Annotated in this window: 22 protein-coding genes and 1 pseudogene; 8 read left to right on the top strand and 15 right to left on the bottom strand. The window is 70.9% G+C overall.

The features are described 5' to 3' along the window. From ACH41F_RS10430 to ACH41F_RS10420, 3 genes are all read left to right on the top strand, one after another. A partial coding sequence (locus ACH41F_RS10430; protein WP_398834267.1) for a CoA transferase occupies nt 1-205 on the top strand: 205 nt, incomplete at its 5' end. 188 nt (nt 206-393) lie between these two features. Continuing rightward, entirely contained in the window at nt 394-1,785 is a 1,392-nt protein-coding gene (locus ACH41F_RS10425) for an MFS transporter (protein WP_391239598.1), read from the top strand. Nucleotides 1,786-1,881: 96 nt separating this feature from the next. After that, nucleotides 1,882-3,270: an MFS transporter gene (locus ACH41F_RS10420; protein ID WP_391239595.1), complete on the top strand. Its 1,389-nt coding sequence runs from the start codon at nt 1,882-1,884 to the stop codon at nt 3,268-3,270. Between the two features lie 66 nt (nt 3,271-3,336). On the opposite strand, the gene ACH41F_RS10415 is transcribed toward ACH41F_RS10420, so the two are convergent. The 13 genes from ACH41F_RS10415 to ACH41F_RS10355 all read right to left on the bottom strand — a co-directional run bounded on the left by ACH41F_RS10415 (nt 3,337) and on the right by ACH41F_RS10355 (nt 18,456). Beyond that, complete coding sequence (locus ACH41F_RS10415) at nt 3,337-4,392, bottom strand: sugar phosphate isomerase/epimerase family protein (RefSeq protein WP_398834265.1); 1,056 nt, start codon at nt 4,390-4,392, stop codon at nt 3,337-3,339. 145 nt (nt 4,393-4,537) lie between these two features. Continuing rightward, nucleotides 4,538-5,995 (bottom strand): nucleotide pyrophosphatase/phosphodiesterase family protein, encoded by a 1,458-nt coding sequence (locus ACH41F_RS10410; RefSeq protein ID WP_398834263.1) that lies wholly within the window; start codon nt 5,993-5,995, stop codon nt 4,538-4,540. After that, a complete protein-coding gene (gene eboE / locus ACH41F_RS10405) occupies nt 5,992-7,152 on the bottom strand; it encodes a metabolite traffic protein EboE (RefSeq protein ID WP_398834261.1) in 1,161 nt (386 codons plus the stop codon). The genes ACH41F_RS10410 and eboE overlap by 4 nt, the downstream gene beginning before the upstream one ends. A gap of 3 nt (nt 7,153-7,155) precedes the next feature. Next, nucleotides 7,156-8,010 (bottom strand): TatD family hydrolase, encoded by an 855-nt coding sequence (locus tag ACH41F_RS10400; RefSeq protein WP_391239583.1) that lies wholly within the window; start codon nt 8,008-8,010, stop codon nt 7,156-7,158. A gap of 283 nt (nt 8,011-8,293) precedes the next feature. Beyond that, nucleotides 8,294-9,292, bottom strand: coding sequence for a sugar phosphate isomerase/epimerase family protein (locus tag ACH41F_RS10395; RefSeq protein WP_398834259.1), 999 nt, complete (start codon nt 9,290-9,292; stop codon nt 8,294-8,296). A gap of 14 nt (nt 9,293-9,306) precedes the next feature. Further along, nucleotides 9,307-10,509, bottom strand: coding sequence for a Gfo/Idh/MocA family protein (locus tag ACH41F_RS10390; protein WP_398834257.1), 1,203 nt, complete (start codon nt 10,507-10,509; stop codon nt 9,307-9,309). Nucleotides 10,510-10,591: 82 nt separating this feature from the next. Continuing rightward, entirely contained in the window at nt 10,592-11,629 is a 1,038-nt protein-coding gene (locus ACH41F_RS10385; RefSeq protein WP_391239573.1) for a substrate-binding domain-containing protein, read from the bottom strand. A 17-nt stretch (nt 11,630-11,646) separates the two neighbouring features. Next, a complete protein-coding gene (locus tag ACH41F_RS10380) occupies nt 11,647-12,666 on the bottom strand; it encodes an ABC transporter permease (RefSeq protein WP_398834254.1) in 1,020 nt (339 codons plus the stop codon). Beyond that, entirely contained in the window at nt 12,663-14,180 is a 1,518-nt protein-coding gene (locus tag ACH41F_RS10375) for a sugar ABC transporter ATP-binding protein (RefSeq protein ID WP_398834252.1), read from the bottom strand. Before ACH41F_RS10375 ends, ACH41F_RS10380 begins: the two co-directional genes overlap by 4 nt. Before the next feature lie 138 nt (nt 14,181-14,318). Then, nucleotides 14,319-15,500 carry an ROK family protein gene (locus ACH41F_RS10370; protein ID WP_391239564.1) on the bottom strand — a complete coding sequence of 394 codons (1,182 nt, stop codon included), beginning with the start codon at nt 15,498-15,500 and terminating at the stop codon, nt 14,319-14,321. A gap of 418 nt (nt 15,501-15,918) precedes the next feature. Then, nucleotides 15,919-16,866, bottom strand: coding sequence for a beta-ketoacyl-ACP synthase III (locus ACH41F_RS10365; RefSeq protein WP_398834250.1), 948 nt, complete (start codon nt 16,864-16,866; stop codon nt 15,919-15,921). 149 nt (nt 16,867-17,015) lie between these two features. Next, a complete protein-coding gene (locus tag ACH41F_RS10360; RefSeq protein ID WP_391239557.1) occupies nt 17,016-17,153 on the bottom strand; it encodes a hypothetical protein in 138 nt (45 codons plus the stop codon). Beyond that, complete coding sequence (locus tag ACH41F_RS10355) at nt 17,119-18,456, bottom strand: MFS transporter (RefSeq protein ID WP_391239554.1); 1,338 nt, start codon at nt 18,454-18,456, stop codon at nt 17,119-17,121. Before ACH41F_RS10355 ends, ACH41F_RS10360 begins: the two co-directional genes overlap by 35 nt. Before the next feature lie 227 nt (nt 18,457-18,683). Between ACH41F_RS10355 and ACH41F_RS10350 the strand changes: the two genes are divergently transcribed. The 3 genes and pseudogenes from ACH41F_RS10350 to fdhD all read left to right on the top strand — a co-directional run bounded on the left by ACH41F_RS10350 (nt 18,684) and on the right by fdhD (nt 20,718). After that, nucleotides 18,684-19,655 carry a 2-dehydropantoate 2-reductase gene (locus ACH41F_RS10350; RefSeq protein ID WP_391239551.1) on the top strand — a complete coding sequence of 324 codons (972 nt, stop codon included), beginning with the start codon at nt 18,684-18,686 and terminating at the stop codon, nt 19,653-19,655. Between the two features lie 60 nt (nt 19,656-19,715). Beyond that, nucleotides 19,716-19,862, top strand: a pseudogene (locus ACH41F_RS10345) (Fe-S-binding domain-containing protein); the annotation flags it as partial. A 7-nt stretch (nt 19,863-19,869) separates the two neighbouring features. Beyond that, nucleotides 19,870-20,718 (top strand): formate dehydrogenase accessory sulfurtransferase FdhD, encoded by an 849-nt coding sequence (gene fdhD, locus ACH41F_RS10340; protein WP_398834247.1) that lies wholly within the window; start codon nt 19,870-19,872, stop codon nt 20,716-20,718. A 44-nt stretch (nt 20,719-20,762) separates the two neighbouring features. Here the strand turns inward: fdhD and ACH41F_RS10335 are convergent, their stop codons facing one another. After that, a complete protein-coding gene (locus tag ACH41F_RS10335) occupies nt 20,763-21,293 on the bottom strand; it encodes an isochorismatase family protein (RefSeq protein WP_391239545.1) in 531 nt (176 codons plus the stop codon). A 222-nt stretch (nt 21,294-21,515) separates the two neighbouring features. On the opposite strand from ACH41F_RS10335, the gene ACH41F_RS10330 reads away from it, so the two are divergent. Next, on the top strand, nt 21,516-22,760 hold the full coding sequence (locus ACH41F_RS10330) for a DUF4185 domain-containing protein (protein ID WP_398834245.1): 1,245 nt from the start codon (nt 21,516-21,518) through the stop codon (nt 22,758-22,760). Here ACH41F_RS10330 and ACH41F_RS10325 read toward each other — a convergent pair. Further along, nucleotides 22,696-23,709 (bottom strand): bile acid:sodium symporter, encoded by a 1,014-nt coding sequence (locus ACH41F_RS10325; protein WP_391239631.1) that lies wholly within the window; start codon nt 23,707-23,709, stop codon nt 22,696-22,698. The two genes, ACH41F_RS10330 and ACH41F_RS10325, sit on opposite strands and share 65 nt — an antisense overlap. A 162-nt stretch (nt 23,710-23,871) precedes the next feature. On the opposite strand from ACH41F_RS10325, the gene ACH41F_RS10320 reads away from it, so the two are divergent. Beyond that, nucleotides 23,872-24,735, top strand: coding sequence for a LysR substrate-binding domain-containing protein (locus tag ACH41F_RS10320; protein WP_391239539.1), 864 nt, complete (start codon nt 23,872-23,874; stop codon nt 24,733-24,735). Nucleotides 24,736-24,930: the final 195 nt, after the last annotated feature.

Below are 24,930 nucleotides of genomic sequence, written 5' to 3'. Positions count from 1 at the left end.
CGCCGCGAACGGGATGATCGTCGAGGTCGACCAGCCCGGGCGTGGCACCTTCACCACCGTCGGCAACCCCCTCAAACTCTCCGACTCCCCCACCCGCATCACCCCCGCCCCCCTCCTGGGCCAACACACCCACGACATCCTCACCACCGAACTCGGCTTGAGCGACGAGGAATTGCGTCAGCTCAGAGCGGACGGGGTGGTCTGAGGTGGGGACCGTCGAGCGCACCACCGAAGGGCTGCGTCTCCCGGCTGTTGGGGGGCGGTCCATGACCTGACCGAGCACGGGAGCCGCCGACGGTGCGCGTCGGCCGGCCCCGGGATCCGTGCGCGCACGAAAGGCATTTGGACAGGGGGCGCTGGCCAGATCTTTCGACGCAAGGAGTGCTTGACCCGATGACAACCATCGATTGTTCGACGTCCGTCCCGTACCGGGAGGTGACGGACCACAACGGCCGTGTGTACCGCATCGGGGAGTCCGATGTGGACATCATGGGCCGCCGACGCAAATGGATGGTCATCCTGCCGTGGATCGGCATGATGGGCATCAGCTCCGCCGAGTACGCGTTCACCTCCGCGGAGGACACGCTCCACGAGGCTCACCTGTGGAGCAGTGGGCACATCTTCTGGCTGATGGGCGTCTGGGTGTTCTTCCAGGCGGCCGTGGCCTTCCCCGCCGGCCAGCTGCGGGAGAGCGGCAAACTGCCCGCCCGTACGGCGATGATGCTCGGCGCGGTCGGCACGATGCTCGGTTACGTGTCGCTGGCATTCGCGCCGAACGTGCTGGTGGCCTACTTCGGCTTCGGCATGTGCAGCGGTATCGGCGCCGGTCTCGTCTACGCGACCTGCGTCAACATGGTCGGCAAGTGGTATCCGGAGCGCAAGGGCGGCAAGACCGGCTTCGTCAACGGCGGTTTCGCCTACGGCTCGGTGCCCTTCGTCTTCCTGTTCACCTCGTACATGGACCTCGGCAACTACCAGGTCGTGCTCGCCTGCGTGGGCGTAGGACTGTGCCTGGTCGTCGCCTCCGCCGGCTGGTTCTTCAAGGACCCGCCGAAGAACTGGTGGCCCGCGCAGGTCGACCCGCTCAAGGTCACCGACGACCCGAAGATCCGCCGGGCGCTGGAGAAGAACCCGCCGTCGCCCAAGCAGTACACGCCGAAGGAGGCCGCTCGTCAGCCCGTGCTGTGGATGATGTGGTTCTGCCTGCTGTGCACGGCCGGCATCAACATCTTCGGTATCGCCTTCCAGGTGCCGTTCGGCAAGGACATGGGCTTCGCGGGCGGGATCGTGGCCACGGCGATGTCCCTGAAGGCGATCGTCAACGGCACCGGCCGCGGGGTCATCGGCTGGATCTCCGACCGGTACGGGCGCCGCAACACCCTGATCATCGTCTGTCTGGTGCTGGGCACCGCCCAGTTCGGTGTGCTGGTCTCCGGCCAGATGGGCAGCATGCCGTTCTTCCTGTTCTGCTCGATGGTCTCCGGCTTCGGCGGCGGCGCGATCTTCCCGCTGTTCGCGGCCATGACGGCGGACTACTTCGGTGAGAACAACAACGCCTCCAACTACGGCATGGTCTACAGCTCCAAGCTCATCTCCGGCCTCGTGGGCTCCGGCATGGGCGCGGTCGTCGTCGACGTGTGGGACTACGAGGGCGCGTTCGTCCTGGCCGGGACCATCGGTCTGTGCTCCGCCGTCCTGGCCGTCTTCCTGAAGGCGCCCGGCGCCCCGAGGACCACCCGCCGTATCGCTCCCAACCCCCAGCCGCTCGGCGAGGAGACGGCCTGACACCCACGGGCCGAGGACACGCACGGCCTGACCCCACGGGCCGCAAGACACGCACGGCCTGACACACATGGTCTGACACGGAGGAATCGCCCTGCAATGACGGCAGATCCCATCGCATCGAACAGCCCGTCGTCCCACCCCGACGCCGCACACCGTCCCTACCGAGAAGTGACCGACGCGCGCGGCCGCGTCTACCGCGTGGGCGAGACCGACCGGGACATCCTCGGTCACTCGCGCAAGCTCATGGTGTATCTGCCGTGGATCGCCATGATGGCCATCAGTGTCTTCGAGTACGCGTACGGCTCGGCGGAGGACACCCTGTCCCACGCCCATGGCTGGACGCAGAGCAACACCTTCTGGATCCTCAGCGTCTGGGTGTTCTTCCAGGCCGGCGTCGCCTTCCCGGCGGGCTGGCTGCGGGAGAAGGGCGTGCTGACGGCCCGCAAGGCCATGTACATCGGCTCGGGGCTGTGTTCCGTCGGGTTCCTGGCCCTGTCGCACCTGAGCAACGTATGGCTGGCGATCCTGGGGTTCGGCGTCGTCGGCGGCATCGGCGCCGGGCTCGTGTACGCGACCTGCATCAACATGGTCGGCAAGTGGTTCCCCGAACGCCGGGGCGCGCGGACGGGGTTCGTCAACGGGGGGTTCGCGTACGGATCGCTGCCGTTCATCTTCATCTTCAACTACGGCTTCGACACCGCGAACTACCACCGGGTCCTGGACCTGATCGGCTGCTACATCATGATCGTGGTCCTCGGGTGCGCGTTCTTCTTCAAGGATCCGCCGAAGAACTGGTGGCCCGCGGAGATCGATCCGCTGGCGTACTCCGGTGACACGAAGAACGCCACGAGCCTCGCCAAGAACCCTCCGGCGGTGAGGCAGTACACGCCCAAGGAGGCCATCAGGACCGGCATGCTCCCCCTGATGTGGCTGTCCATCGTGCTGACCGCGGGGGTGTCGATCTTCGGGATCTCCTTCCAGGTCGACTACGCCAAGGAGGTCGGGTTCGGTCCCCTGGTGGCGGCCTCGTCGATGGGCGTCATGGCGGTCATCAACGGCATCGGCCGGGGTGTCGTGGGCTGGCTGTCGGACAAGTGGGGCCGCAAGCCCACCCTGGTGTTCGTCATCGTCGTCCTGGGCCTCGCCCAGTTCGGCGTGATCTGGGCGGGCGATGTCAGGAGCGAGGCGCTGTTCCTGTTCTTCGCCTTCCTGTCCGGCTTCGGCGGCGGCGCCTTCTACCCGCTGTTCGCCGCGCTCACCCCGGACTACTTCGGGGAGAACTACAACGCCTCCAACTACGGCCTGGTGTACAGCGGCAAGCTGATCAGCGGTCTGTTCGGCGGCGGTCTCGGCTCCATGGTGGTCGCCGCCTGGGGCTATGACGGGGCGTACGCCCTGGCCGGTGCCGTGTCGCTGGTGGCCGCGGTGATCGCCCTGCTGCTGCGGCAGCCCGGGCACCGCGCGGTGCGGCAACCCGCCGGCTGACGGCACGCGCGCGTGAGGAGGCCCTCCCGGGATGCCGGGAGGGCCTCCTCATGTGTGCGGGGCCGGTCAGCACTTCTCGCGCAGTGAATGCAGGTGCTCGCTGGAACGGCGCGCGAAGGTGAAGGACTCGGTCGGCTGGTCGTGCTCAGCCTGCCAGTGGTGGGCGAAGCGTTCGCCGCGCAGCCTGGTCACGGCGGAGATGAAGCGCCGGTAGTCGATGTCGCCGTCGCCCACGTCGGTCATGCGGTAGCCGTAGGTGTTCGCGGGGTCGCTCACCCCGTCCTTGACGTGGAAGAGCGGGTAGCGGTGCGGCTGCTTCAGGACGTAGTCCAGGGGGTCGAAGGGCGCGGGCGTGCCGTCGGGCCGCTTGGAGAAGCGGAACTGGCCCGAGTACGCCCAGAAGATGTCCATCTCCAGGAACACCAGGTCGGGGTCGGTCTCGGCGAGCAGCACGTCGTAGAGGCGGACCTTGGGGTTGTCGGTGGCGAAGGAGAACTCCTCGGAGTGGTTGTGCTGGTAGAACTTCATGCCCCGCGCGCGGGCGGCCGCGCCGTAGGTGTTGAACTCCTCCGCCGCCCGCTTCCAGGCGTCGACGGTGGAGCCGTAGCGGAAGGGTCCCGAGGCGGTGCCGATGTGCTTGAGGCCGAGGGCCTGGGCGTCGTCGAGGACCTTGGTGAGGTTCTGGGCGAAGGTGTAGGCGTTCGGGTCGTCGGAGTAGTAGCCGACGTGGCTGCCGATCGGGTTCAGGCCGTAATTCCTGGCCAGCCGCCTGAGCTGCGCGAGGGTGATCGGGCCGGCCGAGCCCTGGGTGTAGCCGGCGAACTCGACCTCGTCGTAGCCGTACTTCGCCAGTTCGGCGAAGACGGGGGCGAAGCCGAGGGTGGAGACCTTGTCGCGGAGGCTGTAGAGCTGGATGCCGAGCCGGCCGGGGGGCAGGACAGGACGGCCGCGACCGGCGGTACCGGCGAGGGCTCCGGCCTCGTCCGCGGTGGTTGTGGCCCCGGCGGGGGCGGCCGCGGCTCCCACGAGCGCGGCGGCGGTGGCACCGGCGGCCACGCCGAGGATGCCTCGTCTGCTGAGGCGGTGGGAGAGCTCCGGGTCGGGCTGGGAGATGCGGCTCATGCCTGGGACTCCTCGGTGTGGGAGGGCGTTGTCAGTGGCGGGTGCTTCACTGGTGAGCAGTCGGAACGGTGATCTGCCGGAAGGGTGACCAGTCGGAACGCAGCGGTCGTACGAGGCCGGTGGTGAGGTCTGGGGTGCGGACGGGTCAGGTGAGACCGGCCAGTTCGAGCAGGAGTGCTTTCACATCGGTGGCCGCGACGCGGTCGCCGACAGCGCGGGGGGTGGAGCAGATGAGCAGCGGACCTTCGTCGTCGCTCGCCGGAAGGCGGCCGTGGCTGCCGCGCACAGGTGAGGGATCCAGAGGCACGACCGCCATGCGGTAGCGCAGGCCGAGCTTCTTGCGGGCCAGTGCGGTCGCCGCCTTGACCTTGACGTACGGGTCGACGGGGTCCATGAAGAGTTCGACCGGGTCGTAGCCGGGTTTGCGGTGGATCTCGACCAAGCGCGCGAAGTCGGGTGCGCGGGCGTCGTCGAGCCAGTAGTAGTACGTGAACCAGGCGTCCGGCTCCGCCACGGCGACGAGCTCCCCGGAGCGCGGGTGATCGAGCCCGTGGGCCTTCTTGCCCTCGTCGTCGAGGAGCTGCTCGACGCCGGGCAGGTCGGCGAGGGCGTCCCGGGTCGCCTCCAGGTCTTCCGCCCGTCGTACGTAGACGTGGGCGATCTGGTGGTCGGCTACCGCGAAGGCGCGGGAGGTCATCGGGTCCAGGTACTCCATGCCGTCCTGCGTGTGCACCTCCAGCAGCCCGGCGCGGCGCAGGGCACGGTTGATGTCCACAGGGCGGTCCGCGCGCGTGATGCCGTACTCGGACAGGGCGACGACGGTGCGGCCCTCGGCGCGTGCGTCGTCCAGGAGCGGGGCCAGGGCCCGGTCCAGGTCGGCGGCGGCCTTCAGGGAGCGTGGGTCGTCGGGGCCGAAGCGTTGCAGGTCGTAGTCGAGGTGGGGGAGGTAGCAGAGGGTCAGGTCGGGGCGGCGGGTGGCCATGATGTGGCGGGTGGCGTCGATGATCCACTGGCTGGAGACGAGGTCGGCGCCCGGACCCCAGAAGTGGAAGAGGGGGAAGGTGCCGAGTTTCTCGGTCAGTTCGTCGTGCAGGGCGGGCGGCCGGGTGTAGCAGTCGGGTTCCTTGCGGCCGTCGGAGTAGTAGATCGGCCGGGGGGTGACGGTGATGTCGGTGTCCGCGCCCATCGCGTACCACCAGCAGATGTTGGCGACGGTGTAGCCGGGGTGCACGCGGCGGGCCGCGTCCCACAGCTTGTCACCGGCGACCAGGCCGTTGTGCTGGCGCCACAGCAGGACGTCGCCGAGCTCGCGGAAGTACCAGCCGTTGCCGACGATCCCGTGCTCCGCCGGGAGGCTGCCGGTCAGGAAGGTGGACTGGGCGGCGCAGGTGACGGCGGGCAGGACGGTGCCGAGGGGTGCCTGGGACCCCGCCTGGGCGAGGGTCTTGAGGTGGGGCATGTGATCGAGGAGACGGGGGGTGAGGCCGACGACGTCGAGGACGAGGAGCGGGGTGGGGGCGGGACGGTCGGGGTGCGGCGCGGGGGCTGGGTGCGGCGCGGGGGCTGGGCGGTCGGGGTGGGGCGCGGCGTCGTGGGTGCTCATGGGAGCTCCTTCAGACCGAGGTCCGTCAACAGGTCGCGGGCCAGGGTGAGTTCGGCGGCGATGCCGTCGGCGAGTTGGGTCCGGCCGCGGGGGCGCAGCTCGGGCGGGAGTGCCTGCCAGGTGTAGGTCTCGACCTCCAGATGGCGGGTGCGCGGGTGCGGGCCGCCGATCAACCGGGTCAGTGCGGCCCGGAGGACGGGGAGGGTGGAGGTGAGGGGTGCGGCGGGGGCCGCGTGCAGGGGGACGTGGAAGTGGGCGCGCCAGGGACTCGCGTCGGGCAGCGTGTCGCCGCCCAGTGCCTCGCCGAGGTCGTCGGTGCCGCGCAGACCGGCGGCCGTGGACGTGCGGGTCTGGTGCAGGAAGCGGGGTTCGTCGAAGGCGGCGAGGGCCGCGCGGACCTCGGGGAGATGGGGGTGCTCGGCGTGCAGGGCCGCCGAGAGCTGCGACTTGACGATGGGGACGCCGGCCGCGGTGAGGGCGTCGACGGCGGTGTCGGGGTCCTCGAAGGACGTGGCGAGGTGGCAGGTGTCGACGCAGACGCCGATGCGGGGGTGGGCGATCGCGGTGAGCGGGGCGAGGGCGTCACGGGTGGTCTCCACGACACAGCCGGGTTCGGGTTCGAGGCCGACGCGGACGGATTTGCCGGTCAGCTCCTCCAGGGCGTCGAGGCGTTCGGCGAGGGTGCGCAGGGCCTTCTCACCGCGTCCGGTGTCATGGACGGTGCGCCAGGCGAGCGGCAGGGTGGAGATGCTGCCCTCGGTGACGTCCTCGGGAAGGAGTCCGGCCAGGACCCGGGCGAGGGCGGTGGTGTGCTCCAGGCGCTCGGGGTCGGCCCAGTCCGGCTTGTAGACGCGGTACTTGACCTCCTCGGCGCCGAACCCGTCGTAGGGGAAGCCGTTGAGGGTGACGACCTCCAGGCCGCGGCGGTCGAGTTCGGCGCGCAGGGTGCGCAGGGCGGCGGGGTCGGAGTCGAGGGTGCGGGCGGCGTCCGCGGCGAGCCACAGGCCGATGCCGAGGCGGTCGCGGCCGAGGCGGCGGCGTACGGGCTCGCAGTGGTCGCGGAGCTGGGCGAGGACGCCGTCGAGGGTCTCGGCGGGGTGGACGTTGGTGCAGTAGGCGAGGTGGACGGTGGAGCCGTCGGGGTGGCGGAAGCGCATCCTCTACTCGCCTCCGCGCAGGATCGAGTTGCCCTCGTGGCTCGCCCCGGCGGGGGTGGCCTCGGTGTCGAGGGCGAGGCGGCCGCTGAGTCCGTAGAAGGCGACGGGGTTGCGCCACAGCACGAGGTCGACGTCGTCCTCGTCGAACCCGCTGCTCAGCATGGTGTCGGCGACCCGGCGGGTCTTGAGTGGGTCGCTTCTGCCCCAGTCCGCGGCGGAGTTCACGAGCACCTTCTCGGGGCCGTACCGCTCCAGGATCGCGACCATCCGCTCCTCGTCCATCTTGGTGTCGGGATAGACGGAGAACCCCAGCCAGCAGCCGCTGTCCTTGGCCTCCTCCACGGTGGTCTCGTTGAGGTGGTCGACCAGGACGTGGTCAGGGGGCAGCGCGGACTCCCGGACCACGTCGAGGGTGCGGCGCAGGCCGGCGAGTTTGTCGCGGTGCGGGGTGTGCACGAGGGCGGGCAGTCCGTGGTCCGCGGCGAGCTGGAGCTGGGCGGCGAGGGCGGTGTCCTCGGCCGGGGTCATGGAGTCGTAGCCGATCTCGCCCACGGCGACGACCTGGTCCTTGGCGAGGTAGCGGGGCAGTTCGTCGAGGACGGGCACACAGCGCGGGTCGTTGGCCTCCTTGGGGTTGAGGGCGAGCGTGCAGTGGTGGGCGATGCCGTACTGGGCGGCGCGGAAGGGTTCCCAGCCGAGCAGGGAGTCGAAGTAGTCGAGGAAGGAGGCGGGCGAGGTGCGGGGCTGGCCGAGCCAGAAGGCGGGCTCGACGACGGCGCGGACTCCGGCGGCGTGCATGGCCTCGTAGTCGTCGGTGGTGCGGGACGTCATGTGGATGTGGGGGTCGAAGATGCGCATCAGGGCCGCTCCTTGGACGCGGGCGGTGTGGCTCGGGGCAGGGCCGGCACGCGAGGGGGGCTTCGGGCACAGGACGCCCGGCATCGGCGCGTTCCGTGAACGCCCGTGCGGGGCAGCGCCGTTCAGGGGTGGAAAAGGCGACGGGCAGGGGTCCGGCGTCCCCCGCCCGCCGCCGCTCAGCCGCCCTTGACGGGCAGTTCCTCCCTCCGGACGCCGGTCCGTACTCGTGCCCGGGAAAGACGCCCTCCAGGACAGGTGACGGGCGGGGTGAGGTGGCAGGCCGTCAGTTGCCGAACGCCGCGTCGAAGGAGGCCGACGGCGGCTCGAAGTCGTAGGTCTTCAGGCTCTTCAGCGCCTCCGGGGCGCCCTGGAGCCGGTCCATGCCGGCGTCCTCCCACTCCACCGAGATCGGCCCCTGGTAGTCGATCGAGCGCAGCATCCGGAACACGTCCTCCCAGGGCACGTCACCATGGCCGGCGGAGACGAAGTCCCACCCGCGGCGCGGGTCCCCCCAGGGCAGGTGCGAGCCCAGGCGGCCGTTGCGGCCGTCCAGGCGCCTGCGGGCCTCCTTGCAGTCCACGTGGTAGATCCGGTCCCGGAAGTCCCACAAGAAGCCCACCGGGTCGAGGTCCTGCCACACGAAATGACTGGGATCGAAGTTCAGCCCGAACGCCGCACGGTGCCCCACCGCCTCCAGCGCACGCACGGTCGTCCAGTAGTCGTAGGCGATCTCACTGGGATGGACCTCGTGCGCGAACCGCACACCCTCGGCGTCGAAGACGTCCAGGATCGGGTTCCAGCGCGCCGCGAAGTCCTCGTACCCGCGCTCGATCATCGACTCCGGCGCGGGCGGGAACATCGCCACCAGATGCCAGATCGCCGAGCCGGTGAACCCGATGACGGTCTCCACCCCGAGCGCGGCCGCCGCCCGCGCGGTGTCCTTCATCCGCTCCGCGGCACGCCGGCGCACCCCTTCGGGATCACCGTCGCCCCAGATCGTCGCGGGCAGGATCGCCTGATGGCGCTCGTCGATGATCGCGTCACACACCGCCTGGCCGACCAGATGGTTGGAGATGGCCCAGCACTTCAGCCCGTACTTCTCCAGCAGCTGGTGACGGGACGCCACATAGCCGGGGTCGGCCAGGGCCTTGTCGACCTCGAAGTGATCGCCCCAGCAGGCGAGTTCGAGCCCGTCGTAGCCGAAGTCCCGGGCCAGACGGCAGACCTCCTCCAACGGCAGATCGGCCCACTGACCGGTGAACAGCGTGAACTGGCGCGGCATGTCGCGTCGCCTCCTCAGACGGCAATGGGCGTGTAGACGGAGTTCTTCTCGGCGCTCTCCTCGACCGCCGCGAGGACGCGCTGGACCTGGAGTCCGTCGGCGAAGGAGGGTTCGGGACGGCGGCCCTCGGCGATGGCGTGCACCAGGTCGCGGGCCTGGTGGACGAAGGTGTGCTCGTAACCGAGGCCGTGGCCCGGCGGCCACCAGGCGTCCAGGTAGGGATGCTCGGGTTCGGTGACGAGGATGCGGCGGAAGCCGGCGTGCGTGCCCGGCTCGGTGCCGTCGTGGTAGGAGAGTTCGTTGAGGCGCTCCAGGTCGAAGGCCAACGAGCCGCGGGAGCCGTTGAGTTCGATGCGCAGGGCGTTCTTGCGGCCGGTGGCGTACCGGGTCGCCTCGAAGGAGGCGAGGGCGCCGGAGGTGAAGCGGCCGGTGAACAGCGCGGCGTCGTCGACGGTGACCTGGCCGGTGCCGGCGGACGACACCGCGGACAGTCCGCTGGTGGCGCCGACGGGCAGGGGACGTTCCCGTACGAAGGTCTCCAGGAGGGCGGAGACCCCCGCGAGCGGCTCCCCCGCCAGGTACTGGGCGAGGTCGACGATGTGCGCGCCCAGGTCGCCGAGCGAGCCGGAGCCCGCGTGCTCCTTGCGCAGTCGCCAGGTCAGGGGGAACTCCGGGTCAACCAGCCAGTCCTGAAGGTACGTCACCCGCAGATGGCGCAGCTCTCCGATGCGGCCGTCGGCGACCATGGCGCGGGCCAGCGCGGTGGCGGGCACGCGGCGGTAGTTGAAGCCGACCATGGCCAACTGGCCCCGTGCGGACGCCTCCTCGGCGGCCGCGACCATGGCGGAGGCTTCCTCGACGGAGTTGGCGAGGGGCTTCTCGCACAGCACGTGTTTGCCCGCGGCGAGCGCGGCGACGGCGATCTCGGCGTGGCTGTCGCCGGGGGTGCAGATGTCGACGAGGTCGACGTCGTCCCGGGCGATCAGCGCACGCCAGTCGGTCTCGGCCGCCGCCCAGCCGTGCCGGTCGGCCGCGGCCCGCACGGCGACCGGGTCACGTCCGCAGATCGCGGACAGCACCGGCTGCCGGGGCAGGTCGAAGACGCGGCCCGCGGTGCGCCACCCCTGCGAGTGGGCGGCGCCCATGAAGGCGTAGCCGACCATGCCGACCCGGAGTGGCGGCTTGTCGGCCCCCTCTGACTGCTGCGGCTGTGCCATGCGCGATGTCCTCCTCGTCGTCGTGGCGCGGTGGGGGGTGCCTCCCGCCCGACGGGCCGTCCGGCGCGTCGGGCGGAACGCCTCACTTGAAGCCGGTGGACATGTACTGGTCGATGTTGGTCTTGTCGACGACGGCCGAGTAGAGCGTGAGGGAGGCCGGGATCTCGAACTCGGCGAGCCCGCCGATCCCCTTGCTCTGTCCGAGGGCGCGGGCGAGGTCGATCGCGGACGCGGCCATGGTCGGCGGGTACAGGACCGTCGCCTTGAGCACGCCGTCGTCCTGCTTGATGGCCTGGAAGGCGGAGAGCGCGCCCGCGCCGCCGACCATCAGAAAGTCGTCCCGCCCGGCCTGCTCGATGGCGCGCAGCGCGCCCACGCCCTGGTCGTCGTCGTGGTTCCACAGCGCGTCGAACTTCGACTGGGCCTGGAGGAGTTGGGCCATCTTCGCCTGCCCGGACTCCACCGTGAACTCGGCGGCCTGCCGGGCCACCTTCTTGACGTTCGGGTAGTTCTTCAGCGCGTCGTCGAAGCCCTTGGTGCGCTGCTGGGTCAGCTCCAGGTTGTCCAGGCCGGCCAGTTCGATGACCCGGGCGTTCGACTTCCCCTTGAGCTTCTGGCCGATGTAGTGGCCGGCGTTCAGGCCCATGCCGTAGTTGTCGCCGCCGATCCAGCACCGGTACGCCTGCGGGGTGTTGAAGACCCGGTCGAGGTTGACGACCGGGATGCCCGCGCGCATCGCCTTCAGGCCGACCTGGGTGAGCGCCTTGCCGTCGGCGGGCAGGATCACCAGGACGTCGACCTTCTTGTTGATCAGGGTCTCGATCTGGCCGATCTGCTGGGCGGTGTCGTTGGAGCCCTCGGTGATCTCCAGGGTGACGTCCGAATACTTCTTCGCGCGGCTTTTCGCGTTGTCATTGATCGCGTTGAGCCAGCCGTGGTCGGCCTGCGGTCCCGCGAAGCCGATGGTGACCTGCTTGCCGGGCTTGTCGTCGGCGGCCGGCTGGTCGTTCGCGGCGGGCTCGTCGTCCGACTCGTTGCTCGTGCAGCCGGTGAGGACGGCACCCGCGGAAACGGCGGCGGCCCCGAAGAGCAGCCCTCTGCGTGTGGGGAGCTGTGGCATGGCGGTGAACCCTTTCCTCAGGTCGTGCTCGCGGTACGGCGCTGGACCAGCACGGCGGCGACGATGATCGCGCCCTTGGCGATCTGCTGGACGTCGCTCTGCAGGTTGTTCAGGGCGAAGATGTTGGTGATCGTGGTGAAGATCAGGACCCCCAGGACGGAGCCGGTGATGGTGCCGCGGCCGCCGCTGAGCAGCGTGCCGCCGATGATCGCGGCGGCGATCGCGTCGAGTTCGTAGAGGTTGCCGTTGGTGTTCTGACCCGACCCGGACAGGATGATCAGCAGGAACGCGGCGATGCCGCAGCACAGTCCGGACAGCAGGTAGAGGTAGAGGCGCTGGCGGCGGACGTCGATGCCGGCGAGCCGGGCGGCCTCCGCGTTGCCGCCGACGGCGACCGTGCGGCGGCCGAAGGTGGTGCGGTTGAGGACCAGCCAGCCGATGATCGTGACGACGGCGAAGACCATCACCAGCGGCGGGATCCCGAGCACGTACGCGTCGCGCAGGCCGAGGTCCAGGACGCTGTCGACGGTGACGATCTGGGTCTTGCCGTCGGTGATCTGCAGGGCGAGACCGCGGGCCGAGGCGAGCATGGCGAGGGTCGCGATGAACGGCACCATCCCGCCGTACGCGATGAGCAGTCCGTTCACCAGGCCGCAGCCGAGGCCGACCAGGACCGAGGTGAGGAGGATGCCGCCGAAGCCGTACTCCTGGGTGGCGACCGTGGTCGCCCAGACGGAGGAGAGGGCGACGATCGCGCCGACGGACAGGTCGATGCCGCCCGACATGATCACGAAGGTCATGCCGACCGTGACCACGCCGATCACCGAGGCCTGGGTGAGGACGAGTTGGAGGTTGCGGGTGTCGAGGAACTCGTCCGGCTTGGTGATCCCGCCGACCAGGATCAACGCGGCGAGGACACCGACCAGGGAGAGGGTGCGGACGTCGGCGCGAGCCAACACCGCCCGCCACGCCGGGGGTTGGTCCACGGGCGTGGTCTTCTCGGTACCGCCCCGGGGCGGGGAGACGTGCTGCGTCATGACGCCGGGCTTCCTTCCATGACGAGGTCGAGTACACGGTGTTCGTCGAGTTCACGGGCGGGGGCGGTGTGGACGACACGGCCCTCGCGCAGCACGAGCACCCGGTCGGCGAGGCCGAGGACCTCGGGCACCTCGCTGGAGACGAGCAGGACCGCGAGGCCCTCGTCGGCCAGTCGACGGACGACTGCGTACAGTTCGCTGCGGGCGCCGACGTCGACGCCGCGGGTGGGCTCGTCGAGCAGCAGCACGCGGCAGCCGCGCAGCAGCCAGCGGGCGAGGACGGCCTTCTGCTGGTTCCCGCCGGACAGGGTGCGGATCGGGACGGACGGGTTGTCCGGCCGCAGCGACAGCTCTCGGACCGCCGCCCGGGCGGCGCCCAGTTCGGCGCCCCGGTCGATCCAACCGCCGCGGGAGAAACGGGACATGGAGGAGACCGAGACGTTGCGGGTGACGGACTCCAGCATCAGCAGCGCCTGCGCCTTGCGTTCCTCGGGAGCGAGACCGAGGCCGGCCCGGACCGCGGCGCGGACGCTGCCGGGCCTGAGGGGGCGGCCGTCCACCAGCACCTGGCCGGACGTGGGCTTGCGCGCACCGTAGACGGTCTCCAGGATCTCGGAGCGTCCGGACCCCACGAGTCCGGCCAGCCCGACGATCTCGCCGGGACGCAGGGTGAGGTCGAGCGGCTCGAACTCACCGTCCCTGGCGAGCCCCCTGACCTCCAGGACCGGCGTGCCCGTGGGGGGCGCGACCGGGCGGTCCGGGAACACGTACTCCACGTTCCGTCCGGTCATCAGCGCCACGACCTCGCGGGTCGGCGTCGACTTCGCCGGCAGCCCGCCCGCGACGGCCCGTCCGTCCTTGAGCACGGTCACCCGGTCGCCGATCCGCCGGATCTCCTCCAGCCGGTGGGAGATGTAGACGACGGCGACGCCTTCGGCGGTGAGATCCCTGACGATCCGGAAGAGGTTGTCGACCTCGTCCGGGTCGAGCGCGGCGGACGGCTCGTCCATCACGATGAGCCGTACGTCGTGGGAGAGCGCCCGCGCCATGGAGACGATCTGCTGCTGCGCCGCCGACAACTCCCCCACCAGCCGCGCCGGATCGATCTCGGGGTGCCCAAGGCGCTTGAGCAGGGCACCGGTTGACTCGCGGGCCGCCTTGCCGCGTACGACGAACCCGGCCGTGGTGGGTTCGTGACCGAGGTGGACGTTCTCGGCGACCGACAGGTGCTCCACCAGGTCGAGTTCCTGGTAGATGGTGGCGATGCCCAGACGCATGGCGGCGATCGGTGAGCGCAGGGTGACCGGCTCGCCGCGCCAGGAGATGGTGCCGCCGTCGGGCTGGTGGGCGCCCGCGAGGACCTTGATGAGGGTGGACTTGCCGGCCCCGTTCTGGCCGAGCAGGCAGTGCACCTCACCGGCCTGGACATCGAGGTCGACGCCGTCGAGGGCCCGGACTCCGGGGAACGACTTGGTGATGCCGGACATGCTGAGCAGCGGTGGTTCTGGTGCCATGTGTGGTTCCCCTCGGCTGGCGTGCGGGCCGGTTCAGGGCAGGGCGAAGCGGTACAGGGGCAGCGCGTGACGGATCGTGCCGGTGAGCGGTGTCGGAACCAGTGGGTGCGCAGGGCCGCCCGGGAGGTCCGCGCGGACCTACGCGGGTGAGAACAGGTGGTCGCTGATCAGCCGGGCCCCGCCGATGACTCCGGCGGTGGGTCCCAACTCCCCTAGGACGATGGGCAGGTTGCCGGTCGCCAGGGGCAGCGACTGGCGGTAGACCTGGGTGCGGATCGCGGCGAGCAGGTTGTGGCCGAGGCCGGTCACCCCGCCGCCGATCACCACCAGGCCCGGGTTGAAGAAGCTGACCAGGCCGGCGATGACCTGGCCGGTGCGGTTGCCGCCCTCGCGGATGAGGTCGAGGGCGGTGGCGTCACCGGCCGCGGCCGCGGCGGCGACGTCGAGGGCGGTCAGGGTGCCGTTCGTCTCCAGCCGGGAGGCGAGTTCGGCGGAGCGTCCCTGCTGGGCCGCCTCGACGGCGTCCCGGGCGAGGGCCGCCCCGCTGAAATGGGCCTCCAGGCAGCCCCGGTTGCCGCAGACGCAGGGGCGGCCGTCGGGCACCGCCTGGATGTGCCCGATGTCGCCCGCGCTGCCCGTCGTGCCGCGGTAGACCTCGCCACCGACGACGATGCCGCAACCGATGCCGGTGCCGATCTTGACGCAGAGGAAGTCGCCCACGGAGCGCGCGACGCCCGCGTGCTGCTCCCCCGTCGCCATCAGGTTCACGTCGTTGTCGACCATGACCGGGCAGCCCAGGTCCTGGCTGAGCGCCTCGCGCACCGGGAAACCGTCCCAGCCCGGCATGATCGGCGGCGCGACTGGTACGCCCTCGGGGAAGCGGACCGGGCCCGGGACTCCGATGCCGGCGCCGTCGAACCCCTCCGCGAGCCCCGTGGCCTTCAGCTTGGCGGCCATGGACAGGACCTGCTCGAAGACCGCGACCGGGCCCTCGCGTACGTCCATGGGCTGGTTGAGGTGCCCCAGGATCTCCAACTCGGCGTTGGTGACGGCGACATCGATCGACGTGGCACCGATGTCGACACCGAGGAAACGCAGCGTCGGTGCGAGCCGGATGTTGTGGGACCGGCGTCCGCCGCGCGAGGCGGCCAGCCCGTCGGCCACGACCAGGCCGGTCTCCAGCAGCCGGTCCACCTCCACGGCCAGCTTCGACCGCGACAGATCGACCTGATCACCCAGCTGCGCACGGGAGTTGGGACCCCCGTCGCGCAACAGCTTGAGCAGCCTGGCCTGATGACTGTTCGCGGGTCGTGCCGTCATACGTCTCACGAGCCCCTCCCCGCCTCAATCGGCCGCCTGCCGTCGTGCTTTCGAGGGGAACGTAGCAGCGGCTGCCGAACCTGGGAAGAAGCTGTGCACGAATTGGTGAGGACTTTCTCCACTCTCAGGACAAAGGACAGTCGGGACGCTGCCGAGCACCGGTGGACACCGAGCGGCCCGCCCCGGCGAACGCAGCGGCGGGCTGGGCGGGTCGGACAGGACGTGGCGTACGCGTCAGGAGCGGCGCGTAGGCACCCTCGGGCGCACCTTCACCTCACGGCACCGCCGGATCACAGTGCGACGCACAACCACCTCTCACCGCCCCCCGCCGGAGCACAGGCAGCGCACGACCACCTCACCGACCGCCCGACCACAGGCAGCGCACGACCGCCCCAGACGACGATTCACCCTCGCCCGCTCACGGGCACCGCACCACCTGCCCCGCGTACGACAGGTTCCCGCCGAAGCCGAAGAGCAGCACCGGGTCGCCCGTGGTCAGGGCGCCCTTCTCGACGAGCTTGGAGAAGGCAAGCGGGATGCTGGCCGCGGAGGTGTTGCCCGACTCGGTGACATCGCGCGCGACGACGGCGTTCACGGCGCCGATCTTCTCGGCAAGCGGCTCGATGATCCGCAGGTTGGCCTGGTGCAGCACCACCCCGGCGAGCTCGTCGGGGGCGACGCCCGACCGCTCGCAGGCCTTGCGCGCGATCGCCGGCAACTGGGTGGTCGCCCACCGGTACACGCTCTGCCCCTCCTGCGCGAACCGGGCGGGCTGGCCCTCGATGCGCACCGCGTGCCCCATCTCGGGCACCGATCCCCACAGCACGGGCCCGATGCCGGGCTCGTCGCCCGGACCGCAGGCCTCCACGACGGCGGCCCCCGCCCCGTCACCGACGAGCACGCAGGTCGTGCGGTCGGTCCAGTCGGTCACGTCGGTCATCTTGTCGGCGCCGACGACCAGCGCCCGGGTCGCGGCACCGGCCCGCACGGCGTGGTCGGCGGTGGCCAGGGCGTGGGTGAAGCCCGCACAGACCACGTTGACGTCCATCGCGGCCGGGGAGGGGATGCCGAGCCTGGCGGCGACCCGGGCGGCCATGTTCGGGGAACGGTCGATGGCGGTCGACGTGGCGACCAGGACCAGGTCGATGTCGCCAGGCGTGAGGCCGGCGGCGGCGAGCGCCTTGGCGGCGGCGTGCGAGGCGAGCTCGTCGACCGGCTCGTCGGGACCGGCGACATGACGGGTGCGGATGCCCACCCGGCTCCTGATCCACTCGTCGCTGGTGTCGACCAGGCCCGCCAGGTCCTCGTTGGTGAGTACCTTGGCGGGCTGGTAATGGCCGAGTGCGGCGATGCGCGAGCCGTTCATCGGGTGGTCCCCCTCGTTGCCTTGGGTAGCGGGATCCACCAGTCTGATCAGTGACTCGCGGGTACGACGGCAGGTGTTGGCACAGGAAACGGGCGCCCGGGTTGTCGGCTTCTGTCAGACCCTCGGACGCCCGAACACCTCTCGAACACTCAGTTGGTGAACAGCTGGGTCGCCTTCCGCACGAGCTCGTACAGGCCGTAGGCGAGCGGCGTGCCCACCCACAGCCAGGCGAAGGCGATCAGCGGGCGCCGGTCAGGCGGACTCTGACTGCTGTCGTGCTCCGGCATCGGCGGCCTTTCTCGGTGCGGGGATGTGGTGACGGACGTGGACGGGCCGGACCAGCTCGTTGGCGACGAAGCCGATCAGCAGCAGCCCGATCATGATGAAGAGGGACAGGGTGTAGAGCGAGGCGCCGTCCTTGCCGGCCTCCTCCTGCCGGTCGGCGATCCAGTTCACGATCAGCGGTCCGAGGACACCGGCCGTGGACCAGGCGGTGAGCAGCCGGCCGTGGATCGCGCCGACCTGGTAGGTGCCGAAGAGGTCCTTCAGATACGCCGGGATCGTGGCGAAGCCGCCGCCGTAGAAGGAGAGGATCACCAGGGCGCAGAGGATGAACAGCGGCTTGGACGAGTCACCGACCAGGGCGATGAGCAGGTACATCAGAGCGCCCGCGCCCAGGTAGAGGCGGTAGATGTTCTTGCGGCCGATCAGGTCGGAGGTGGACGACCATCCGATACGGCCGGCCATGTTCGCCGCCGACAGCAGCGCCACGAAGCCGGCCGCGGCGGACACCGACACCGTTGTCGAGGTGTTCGCGAAGAAGTCCGTGATCATGGGGGCGGCCTTCTCCAGGATGCCGATGCCCGCGGTGACGTTCATGCAGAGCACCACCCACAGGCACCAGAACTGCGGGGTCCGCACGGCACTGCGGGCGGAGACCTGCGGTCCCTCCAGGGTGCTCGGTCCGCTCTCCCCCGCGGGCCTCTCGGTGCGCGGCACCCGGACCAGCAGCACGCCCAGCGTCATGAAGACCGCGTACGTGAGCCCGTGCACGAGGAACGCCAGCGCGATCCCGGAGCTGTCCGAGCCGAACGACTCCAGCATCTGCGCCGACCAGGGCGAGGCGATCAGCGCGCCGCCGCCGAAGCCCATGATGGCGATGCCGGTGGCCATGCCGGGCCGGTCCGGGAACCACTTGATCAGGGTCGACACGGGCGAGATGTAGCCGATGCCGAGGCCGATCCCGCCCACGAAGCCGTAGCCGAGGACGATCAGCCAGTACTGCTCGGTGTACGCGCCCAGCGCGGAGAGCAGGAACCCGGACGAGAAGCAGACCAGGGCGACGGTCATCGCCCAGCGCGGACCGTTGCGCTCCACGAGGGTGCCGCCGAACGCGGCCGACAACCCGAGCATGACGATGCCGAGCTGGAACGGCAGCGCGCTCTGCGTGCCGCTGAGGCCGAGCGCGGACTCCAGGGGCGGCTTGAACACGGACCAGGCGTACGCCTGACCGATGGAGAGGTGGACCGAGAGCGCGGCCGGGGGGACGAGCCAGCGGCTCCAGCCGACGGGGGCGACGGGGGGACTCATGATCCCGGACGGTAGGGAGAACCACGGCAGTTGAGAAGGCGGCACGGCGAACGTATGCGATGAACGGTATGCCGTACGCGCCGAACGGTCGGGCCGGCCGGTTTCCGCGAAGCCCTTCGCTCCGGCCCCACACCCTTGTGGGCGCCTCGACCATACTGTAGACAATATGGAGTCGACGACGTTCGACAGTTCCGCGGTACATCCTCGACCGAACGGAGCGCCACACAGTGAGAGTCGCAGTCCTCGGCGCCGGAGCCATCGGCGCCTACGTCGGCGCAGCCCTGCACCGGGCAGGCGCCGACGTCCACCTCATCGCCCGTGGACCGCACCTAGCGGCCATGAGGCGCCACGGCGTCCACGTCCTCAGCCCCCGGGGCGACTTCGTCGCACGCCCCCACACCACCGACGACCCCGCCGACATCGGCCCCGTCGACTACGTGCTCCTCGGCCTCAAAGCCAACTCCTACGCGGCGTGCGGGCCGCTCATCAGGCCGTTGCTGCACCAGGACACCGCTGTCATCGCGGCTCAGAACGGCATCCCCTGGTGGTACTTCCACCGACACGGCGGACCCCACGACGGCCGGCGCATCGAGAGCGTCGACCCGGGCGGCTCGGTCAGCGCGGTCCTCGCCCCCGAACGCGCCATCGGCTGCGTGGTCTACGCGGCCACCGAACTCGAGGGACCGGGTGTGGTGCGGCACCTGGAAGGCACCCGCTTCTCCATCGGCGAGCCCGACCGGACCCTCTCCACCCGCTGCCAGGACTTCAGCCGGGCCATGCACGAGGGCGGGCTCAAGTGCCCCGTCGAACCCCACCTCCGCAACGACATCTGGCTCAAGCTCCTGGGCAACATCAGCTTCAACCCGATCAGCGCGCTCGCCCGGGCCACCATGCGCGAGATGTGCGACCACCGCGGCACCCGCCAGGTCATCGAGACGATGATGGAGGAGACCCTGGCCGTGGCCGAGGCGCTGGGGTGCGAGGTGGGCATCTCCATCGAGCGCCGTCTCGCGGGCGCCGAGCGCGTCGGCGACCACCGCACCTCGACCCTTCAGGACCTGGAAGCGGGCAAACCCCTCGAACTCGACGTCCTCCTCGCCGCCGTCATCGAACTCGCCGACATCACCCACGTCGACGTCCCCACCCTGCGCACCGTCCACGCCATCAGCGACCTCCTCGCCCACCAGACCGCCGCGTGAACCGGCCCGAGGCGGGGACCTCGGTCGACTTGTCGACGACGCCCGGGGCCGACCGGTGGGCACTGCGGGGTGGGCTGTGGGCCGATCCCGCACGTGCAGGACAATGAGATCGTGAAGGTCACCTCGCCGCCCGACGACCCGGTGACCGGAGGCAACCTCTGCATCAAGGGCCGTTTCGGCCACCAGAGCGTACAGAACCGGGGTTGATCAGGACATGGGACGAGTCACGGAACGACGCAAGGTGATCCGCGTCCGGGACGGGGCGGTCTCCTCCCGCCCGGACACGCTCGTCGCCGAGGAACCGCTGGAGATCCGGCTGAACGGCAAGCCGCTCGCGATCACCATGCGCACCCCCGGCGACGACTTCGCCCTGGCGGCCGGCTTCCTGGTCAGCGAGGGCGTCCTGGCGAGCGCGTCCGATCTGCGGAACATCGTCTACTGCGCCGGGGCGACCGTGGACGGCTCGAACACCTACAACGTGGTCGACGTGCAGACGGCGCCCGGCGTCGTGATCCCGGACATCACGCTCGAACGCAACGTGTACACCACCTCGTCCTGCGGCCTGTGCGGCAAGGCGAGCCTCGACGCGGTCCGGACGACGACGCGCTGGCCCATCTCCGACACTCCCCCGGTCCGCCTCGAACCCGAACTGCTCGCGGGCCTCCCCGACCGGTTGCGCGCGGCGCAGCGGGTCTTCGACCGGACCGGGGGTCTGCACGCGGCCGCGCTCTTCACCGAGACCGGCGAACTCCTCGACGTCCGCGAGGACGTGGGCCGGCACAACGCGGTCGACAAGCTGGTGGGCCGCGCCCTTCAGAACGGCGACCTGCCTCTCTCCCGCGCCGTCCTGCTGGTCTCCGGACGGGCCTCGTTCGAGCTGGCCCAGAAGGCCGTCATGGCGGGCATCCCCGTGCTGGCCGCCGTCTCCGCGCCGTCCTCCCTCGCCGTCGACCTCGCCGTCGAGACCGGCCTCACCCTCGTCGGCTTCCTGCGCGGCTCCTCCATGAACGTGTACGCGGGACCGGACCGCATCGCCCTGGAGGCCACGGCCGCCCCGAGCTGACCGGGCCGGCGGACGGGGCACGCGCCCGGCCCCGCGGCACCCGGTCAGCCCTCCCGCGGGAACAGCACCTCGCCCGCCCGCACCACCGTCCCGAGCCGCGGGAAGTCCAGCCGTACGGACGCCTCGTGCTCGGCGGCGGTGAACGCGGCCATCGCGTCCTCGACGAAGACGAGGTCGTAGCCGAGGTCCCCGGCGGCGCGGGCGGTGGACTCCACCCCGAGGTTGGTGGCGATGCCGCCGAACACCAGCGTGGTGACGCCGAGTTCGCGGAGCCGGTCGTCGAGGCCGGTGCCCTGGAAGCCGCCGATCGTGCGCTTCACGATCTCGAGGTCGCCGTCCTGCGCGAGGCCTTCCACCAACCCGCTGCCGGGCGGCTGCTGGACGACACCGGGGCGCTCCACGCGGATGAGCACGACGAGGGCGCCCGCCGCCCGGAAGACGGCCGCCAACTCCTCGGCCACGGACAGGACTTCGGTCCCCTTGCGGGGTTCCAGGGGCAGCGCGACGATCCGGTCCATGAGATCGACGAGGACCAGGGCGCAGCGCGCCGGATCGAGGGTGCGGGGTGCGGTCATGACGGAACGTTATCCGCCGTCCGCCGCGCGTACCGGAAATCCGGATCAACAGGCCCGTGAACAGCTCGCGTTCGCTCGCGGTCGGCGGGGCGAGCAGCTCGTCGTCGGTTGCGCGGGTCGTGCCGCGACCGTGAACACCGCCCACCGACACCGCTCCCGGGCAACCCGGTTCGGACGCCCCACCGCTGGACCGGATCAGCGTCAGCCACTACCGTCCCGTGGGTGCCCGACGACGTACGAGCACGACAGCGGACGGGAACCGGGCTCGGCCTGTTGCTGGCCCTGGTTCTCGGGGCCGTGCTGCTCAGGGGGCTGCCGGAGGACGACGGGCGGCAGGACGCGGACGACTGCGTGCCGCGGACCGTCGGCGCATGGTCCGCGGACGACCGGCTGACCGGCGAGTTCGCCCGCTACGGCGACGACGCCGGCCGCGCCGACGACTGGACCGGCGGCGACGGCACGCACTCGGTGCGGCTGCCGGACGGCCGGGTGCTGTGGCTGTTCTCGGACACCTATCTCGGCCAGGTGTATGCCCCGCCCAACCCGGTGGGCGAGTCGTTCGCCTGGCGGGACACCACCGCCCCGCTGGTGCGCAACTCGGCGGTGCTGATGCGGGAGGGCCGGCTGGAGACCACCCTGCCCGCCCCGCTCTTCGGCGATCCCGGCCCGAACCGGTGGCGGTGGCCGGTCGCGGCGCGGGTGGAGCCCCGTTCGCCCGGGTCGGACGAGCGGGTGGTTCGGGTGCTGCTGTGGGTGCGGACGGCGGGGGCGGCGCCGTGGATCTACGGCATGCCCACCGCGACGGAGGTCGCCACGCTCTCCCTGCCCGACCTGCGGGTCGAGTCCGTCACCAAGGTCTTCGACCAGCAGCTGGTCCCGGATCCCTCGCGCCGGGTCCAGTTCGGCACCACGCTCGTGCACGAGGACGGCTGGACGTACGTCTTCGGCGGCGACGACGGACAGGCGGCGGGGCGGCCCGTGTCGTCGGCGTACGTGGCACGGGTGCCGGACGGCGGCCTCGGGCAGCCCGGCGCGTGGGAGTACTGGAACGGCTCCCGCTGGGCGGCCGGTGCCCGGCCGCGGGCCGTGCTCGGCGACGTGCACCGGCGCACGGGCGTGGGCAGCGCCTTCTCCGTCGTGCGCGAGGACGGGACGTACGTGCTGTTCACCATGGCGGCGGGCACCGCGGGGCTGACCACGGTGACCTCGTACTGGGCCTGCTCCCCCACCGGGCCGTGGCACGGGCCGGCGAAGGACTTCCGTGCCGTGCTCCCGGCGGGCGATGTGGCGGCGTACAACCCGCAGGTCCATCCCGCCCTGTCCGACGGCTCCTCCGGCGACGGACGGCTGGTGCTCAGCTACGACGTCAACTGGCTGGAGCCGTCCGCCGCGGCGGCGCAGCTCAACCGGAACGTGTCCCTGTACCGACCGCGGTTCGTGACGCTGCGGTTGAGGCCTGGGCGCTGAGAGGCGGGGTCGGGTCCTGCGAGCGGCGCTTGGCGATGACCGCGCACACCATCAGCTGCATCTGGTGGAAGAGCATCAGCGGCAGCACGGCCAGCGAGGCATGGGCGCCGAACAGGACACTCGCCATGGGCAGGCCGGAGGCCAGGGACTTCTTGGAGCCGGCGAACTGGATCGCGATCCGGTCCTCCCGGTCGAAGCGCAGCGCCTTGCCGCCGTACCAGGTCAGCACCAGCATCACCGCGAGCAGCACCGCCTCGACGACGAGCAGTCCGGCCAGCCTGAGCGGGCTGACCTGGCCCCAGATGCCCTGGACCATGCCCTCGCTGAACGCGGTGTAGACGACGAGGAGGATCGAGCCGCGGTCGACCAGTCCGAGGACCTTCTTGTGACGGGTGACGAACCCGCCGATCCAGCGGCGCAGCAGTTGCCCGGCGGCGAACGGCACCAGCAGCTGGAGCACGATCTGCACGAGCGAGTCGGCGGAGAACCCGCCCGCGCTGCTGCCCAGCAGGGCGGCGGCGAGCAGGGGTGTGACGACGATGCCGACCAGGGAGGAGAAGGAGCCGGCGCAGATCGCGGCGGGCACGTTGCCGCGGGCCATGGAGGTGAAGGCGATCGACGACTGGATGGTCGACGGGACGAGGGTGAGGAAGAGCAGTCCCTGGTAGAGCGGCTGGGTCAGGAGCACCGGGACGAGGCCGCGGGCCGCCATGCCGAGCAGCGGGAAGGCGACGAACGTACAGGCCAGGACGGTGACGTGGAGGCGCCAGTGCTTCAGTCCGTCCAGCGCCTCGCGGGTGGACAGCCGGGCGCCGTAGAGAAAGAAGAGGAAGGCGATGGCGGCGGTGGAGGCGCCGGAGGCCACGTCCGCGCCCGTCCCGCGCGCCGGGAGGAGGGCGGCGAGGCCCACCGTGCCCAGGAGCAGCAGGATGTACGGGTCGATCGGCATCCAACTCGGCCAACGCAGGCGTTTCACGGTGCTCCATCTAGCTGGTGACGGTCGGTGGTACGGGGGGCGCAGGGCCCCCCTTCATCGTCCTCCTCGAACCCGCGATCGGGAATCCGGCATACCGCTCTGACTGTCATCACGTTCCGCGATAGGCTGCGGGACATGTACGACCCGTCCCAGTTGCGCACGTTCCTGGCGGTGGCCCAGACGCTGAGCTTCACGCAGGCCGCCCGACGGCTCGGGCTGCGCCAGTCGACGGTCAGCCAGCACGTACGACGGCTGGAGGACGCGGCGGGACGGCAGCTCTTCGCCCGGGACACCCACTCCGTGGAGCTCACGGAGGACGGCGAGGCCATGCTCGGCTTCGCGCGCCGGATCCTGGAGGTGCACGAACAGGCGTCGGCATTCTTCACGGGTACCCGGCTGCGGGGCCGGTTGCGCTTCGGAGCCTCGGAGGACTTCGTCCTGACCCGGCTGCCGGAGATCCTGGAGGGCTTCCGCCACGACCACCCCGAGGTCGACCTGGAGCTGACCGTGGAGCTCTCGGGCACCCTGCACGAGCAGTTGGAGGCCGGGAAGCTGGACCTGGTGCTGGCCAAGCGCCGGCCGGAGGATCCGCGCGGCGAGCTGGTCTGGCACGACCGCCTGGTGTGGATCGGGGCGGAACGGCTGCGCCTGGACCCCGACCGGCCGGTTCCGCTGATCGTCTATCCGCCGCCGGGCATCACCCGGACCCTCGCCCTGGAGTCCCTGGAGCGGCAGGGGCGGCCCTGGCGGATCGTCTGCACCAGCGGCAGCCTGAACGGCCTGATCGCGGCCGCCCGCGCCGGCCTCGGCGTGATGGCCCACTCCCGCGGCCTGATCCCGCCCGGCCTGGTCCGCACCCCGGACCGCGCGGGCCTTCCGGAACTCGGCCGGGTCGACTTCGTCCTGGTCCACGGCCGCCGCCGCACGGCCGCCCAGGGCGCCGCGGACGCGCTGGCCGCGGCGATCCTGGCGGGCGGGGACCGGTTGCACCGGCGCTAGGCGCTCCGCTGGAGGGGCGGCGACATGCCGTCTGCGGCACCAGCGTGGCTGATCGCGCAGTTCCCCGCGCCCCTTCAGGGCGCGGCCGCACCGCAGCCGACTTCGCCAGACCCGCTCAGCGCAGGCGGCCGGGGGCCGTGGCCGGGGCGTACAGATTCGGTGGAGATTACGGGACCGAAACTTACCCGGCCGTCA

It is taken from the genome of Streptomyces sp. NPDC020489, from assembly GCF_044386545.1.
Lineage (GTDB): Bacteria > Actinomycetota > Actinomycetes > Streptomycetales > Streptomycetaceae > Streptomyces.
Note: the sequence above shows the minus strand (reverse complement) of the source record. Positions and strands in the feature narration are given on the sequence as shown.

Coding starts and splice junctions, on each gene's coding strand:
- ACH41F_RS10385 (WP_391239573.1), bottom strand. CDS start 11,629: ATGCCACAGCTCCCCACACGCAGAGGGCTGCTCTTCGGGGCCGCCGCC.
- ACH41F_RS10410 (WP_398834263.1), bottom strand. CDS start 5,995: ATGAGCACCCACGACGCCGCGCCCCACCCCGACCGCCCAGCCCCCGCG.
- eboE (WP_398834261.1), bottom strand. CDS start 7,152: ATGCGCTTCCGCCACCCCGACGGCTCCACCGTCCACCTCGCCTACTGC.
- ACH41F_RS10425 (WP_391239598.1), top strand. CDS start 394: ATGACAACCATCGATTGTTCGACGTCCGTCCCGTACCGGGAGGTGACG.
- ACH41F_RS10325 (WP_391239631.1), bottom strand. CDS start 23,709: ATGCCGATCGACCCGTACATCCTGCTGCTCCTGGGCACGGTGGGCCTC.
- fdhD (WP_398834247.1), top strand. CDS start 19,870: ATGGGACGAGTCACGGAACGACGCAAGGTGATCCGCGTCCGGGACGGG.
- ACH41F_RS10395 (WP_398834259.1), bottom strand. CDS start 9,292: ATGCCGCGCCAGTTCACGCTGTTCACCGGTCAGTGGGCCGATCTGCCG.
- ACH41F_RS10355 (WP_391239554.1), bottom strand. CDS start 18,456: ATGAGTCCCCCCGTCGCCCCCGTCGGCTGGAGCCGCTGGCTCGTCCCC.
- ACH41F_RS10360 (WP_391239557.1), bottom strand. CDS start 17,153: ATGCCGGAGCACGACAGCAGTCAGAGTCCGCCTGACCGGCGCCCGCTG.
- ACH41F_RS10365 (WP_398834250.1), bottom strand. CDS start 16,866: ATGAACGGCTCGCGCATCGCCGCACTCGGCCATTACCAGCCCGCCAAG.
- ACH41F_RS10320 (WP_391239539.1), top strand. CDS start 23,872: ATGTACGACCCGTCCCAGTTGCGCACGTTCCTGGCGGTGGCCCAGACG.
- ACH41F_RS10400 (WP_391239583.1), bottom strand. CDS start 8,010: ATGCGCATCTTCGACCCCCACATCCACATGACGTCCCGCACCACCGAC.
- ACH41F_RS10370 (WP_391239564.1), bottom strand. CDS start 15,500: ATGACGGCACGACCCGCGAACAGTCATCAGGCCAGGCTGCTCAAGCTG.
- ACH41F_RS10415 (WP_398834265.1), bottom strand. CDS start 4,392: ATGAGCCGCATCTCCCAGCCCGACCCGGAGCTCTCCCACCGCCTCAGC.
- ACH41F_RS10420 (WP_391239595.1), top strand. CDS start 1,882: ATGACGGCAGATCCCATCGCATCGAACAGCCCGTCGTCCCACCCCGAC.
- ACH41F_RS10375 (WP_398834252.1), bottom strand. CDS start 14,180: ATGGCACCAGAACCACCGCTGCTCAGCATGTCCGGCATCACCAAGTCG.
- ACH41F_RS10335 (WP_391239545.1), bottom strand. CDS start 21,293: ATGACCGCACCCCGCACCCTCGATCCGGCGCGCTGCGCCCTGGTCCTC.
- ACH41F_RS10390 (WP_398834257.1), bottom strand. CDS start 10,509: ATGGCACAGCCGCAGCAGTCAGAGGGGGCCGACAAGCCGCCACTCCGG.
- ACH41F_RS10380 (WP_398834254.1), bottom strand. CDS start 12,666: ATGACGCAGCACGTCTCCCCGCCCCGGGGCGGTACCGAGAAGACCACG.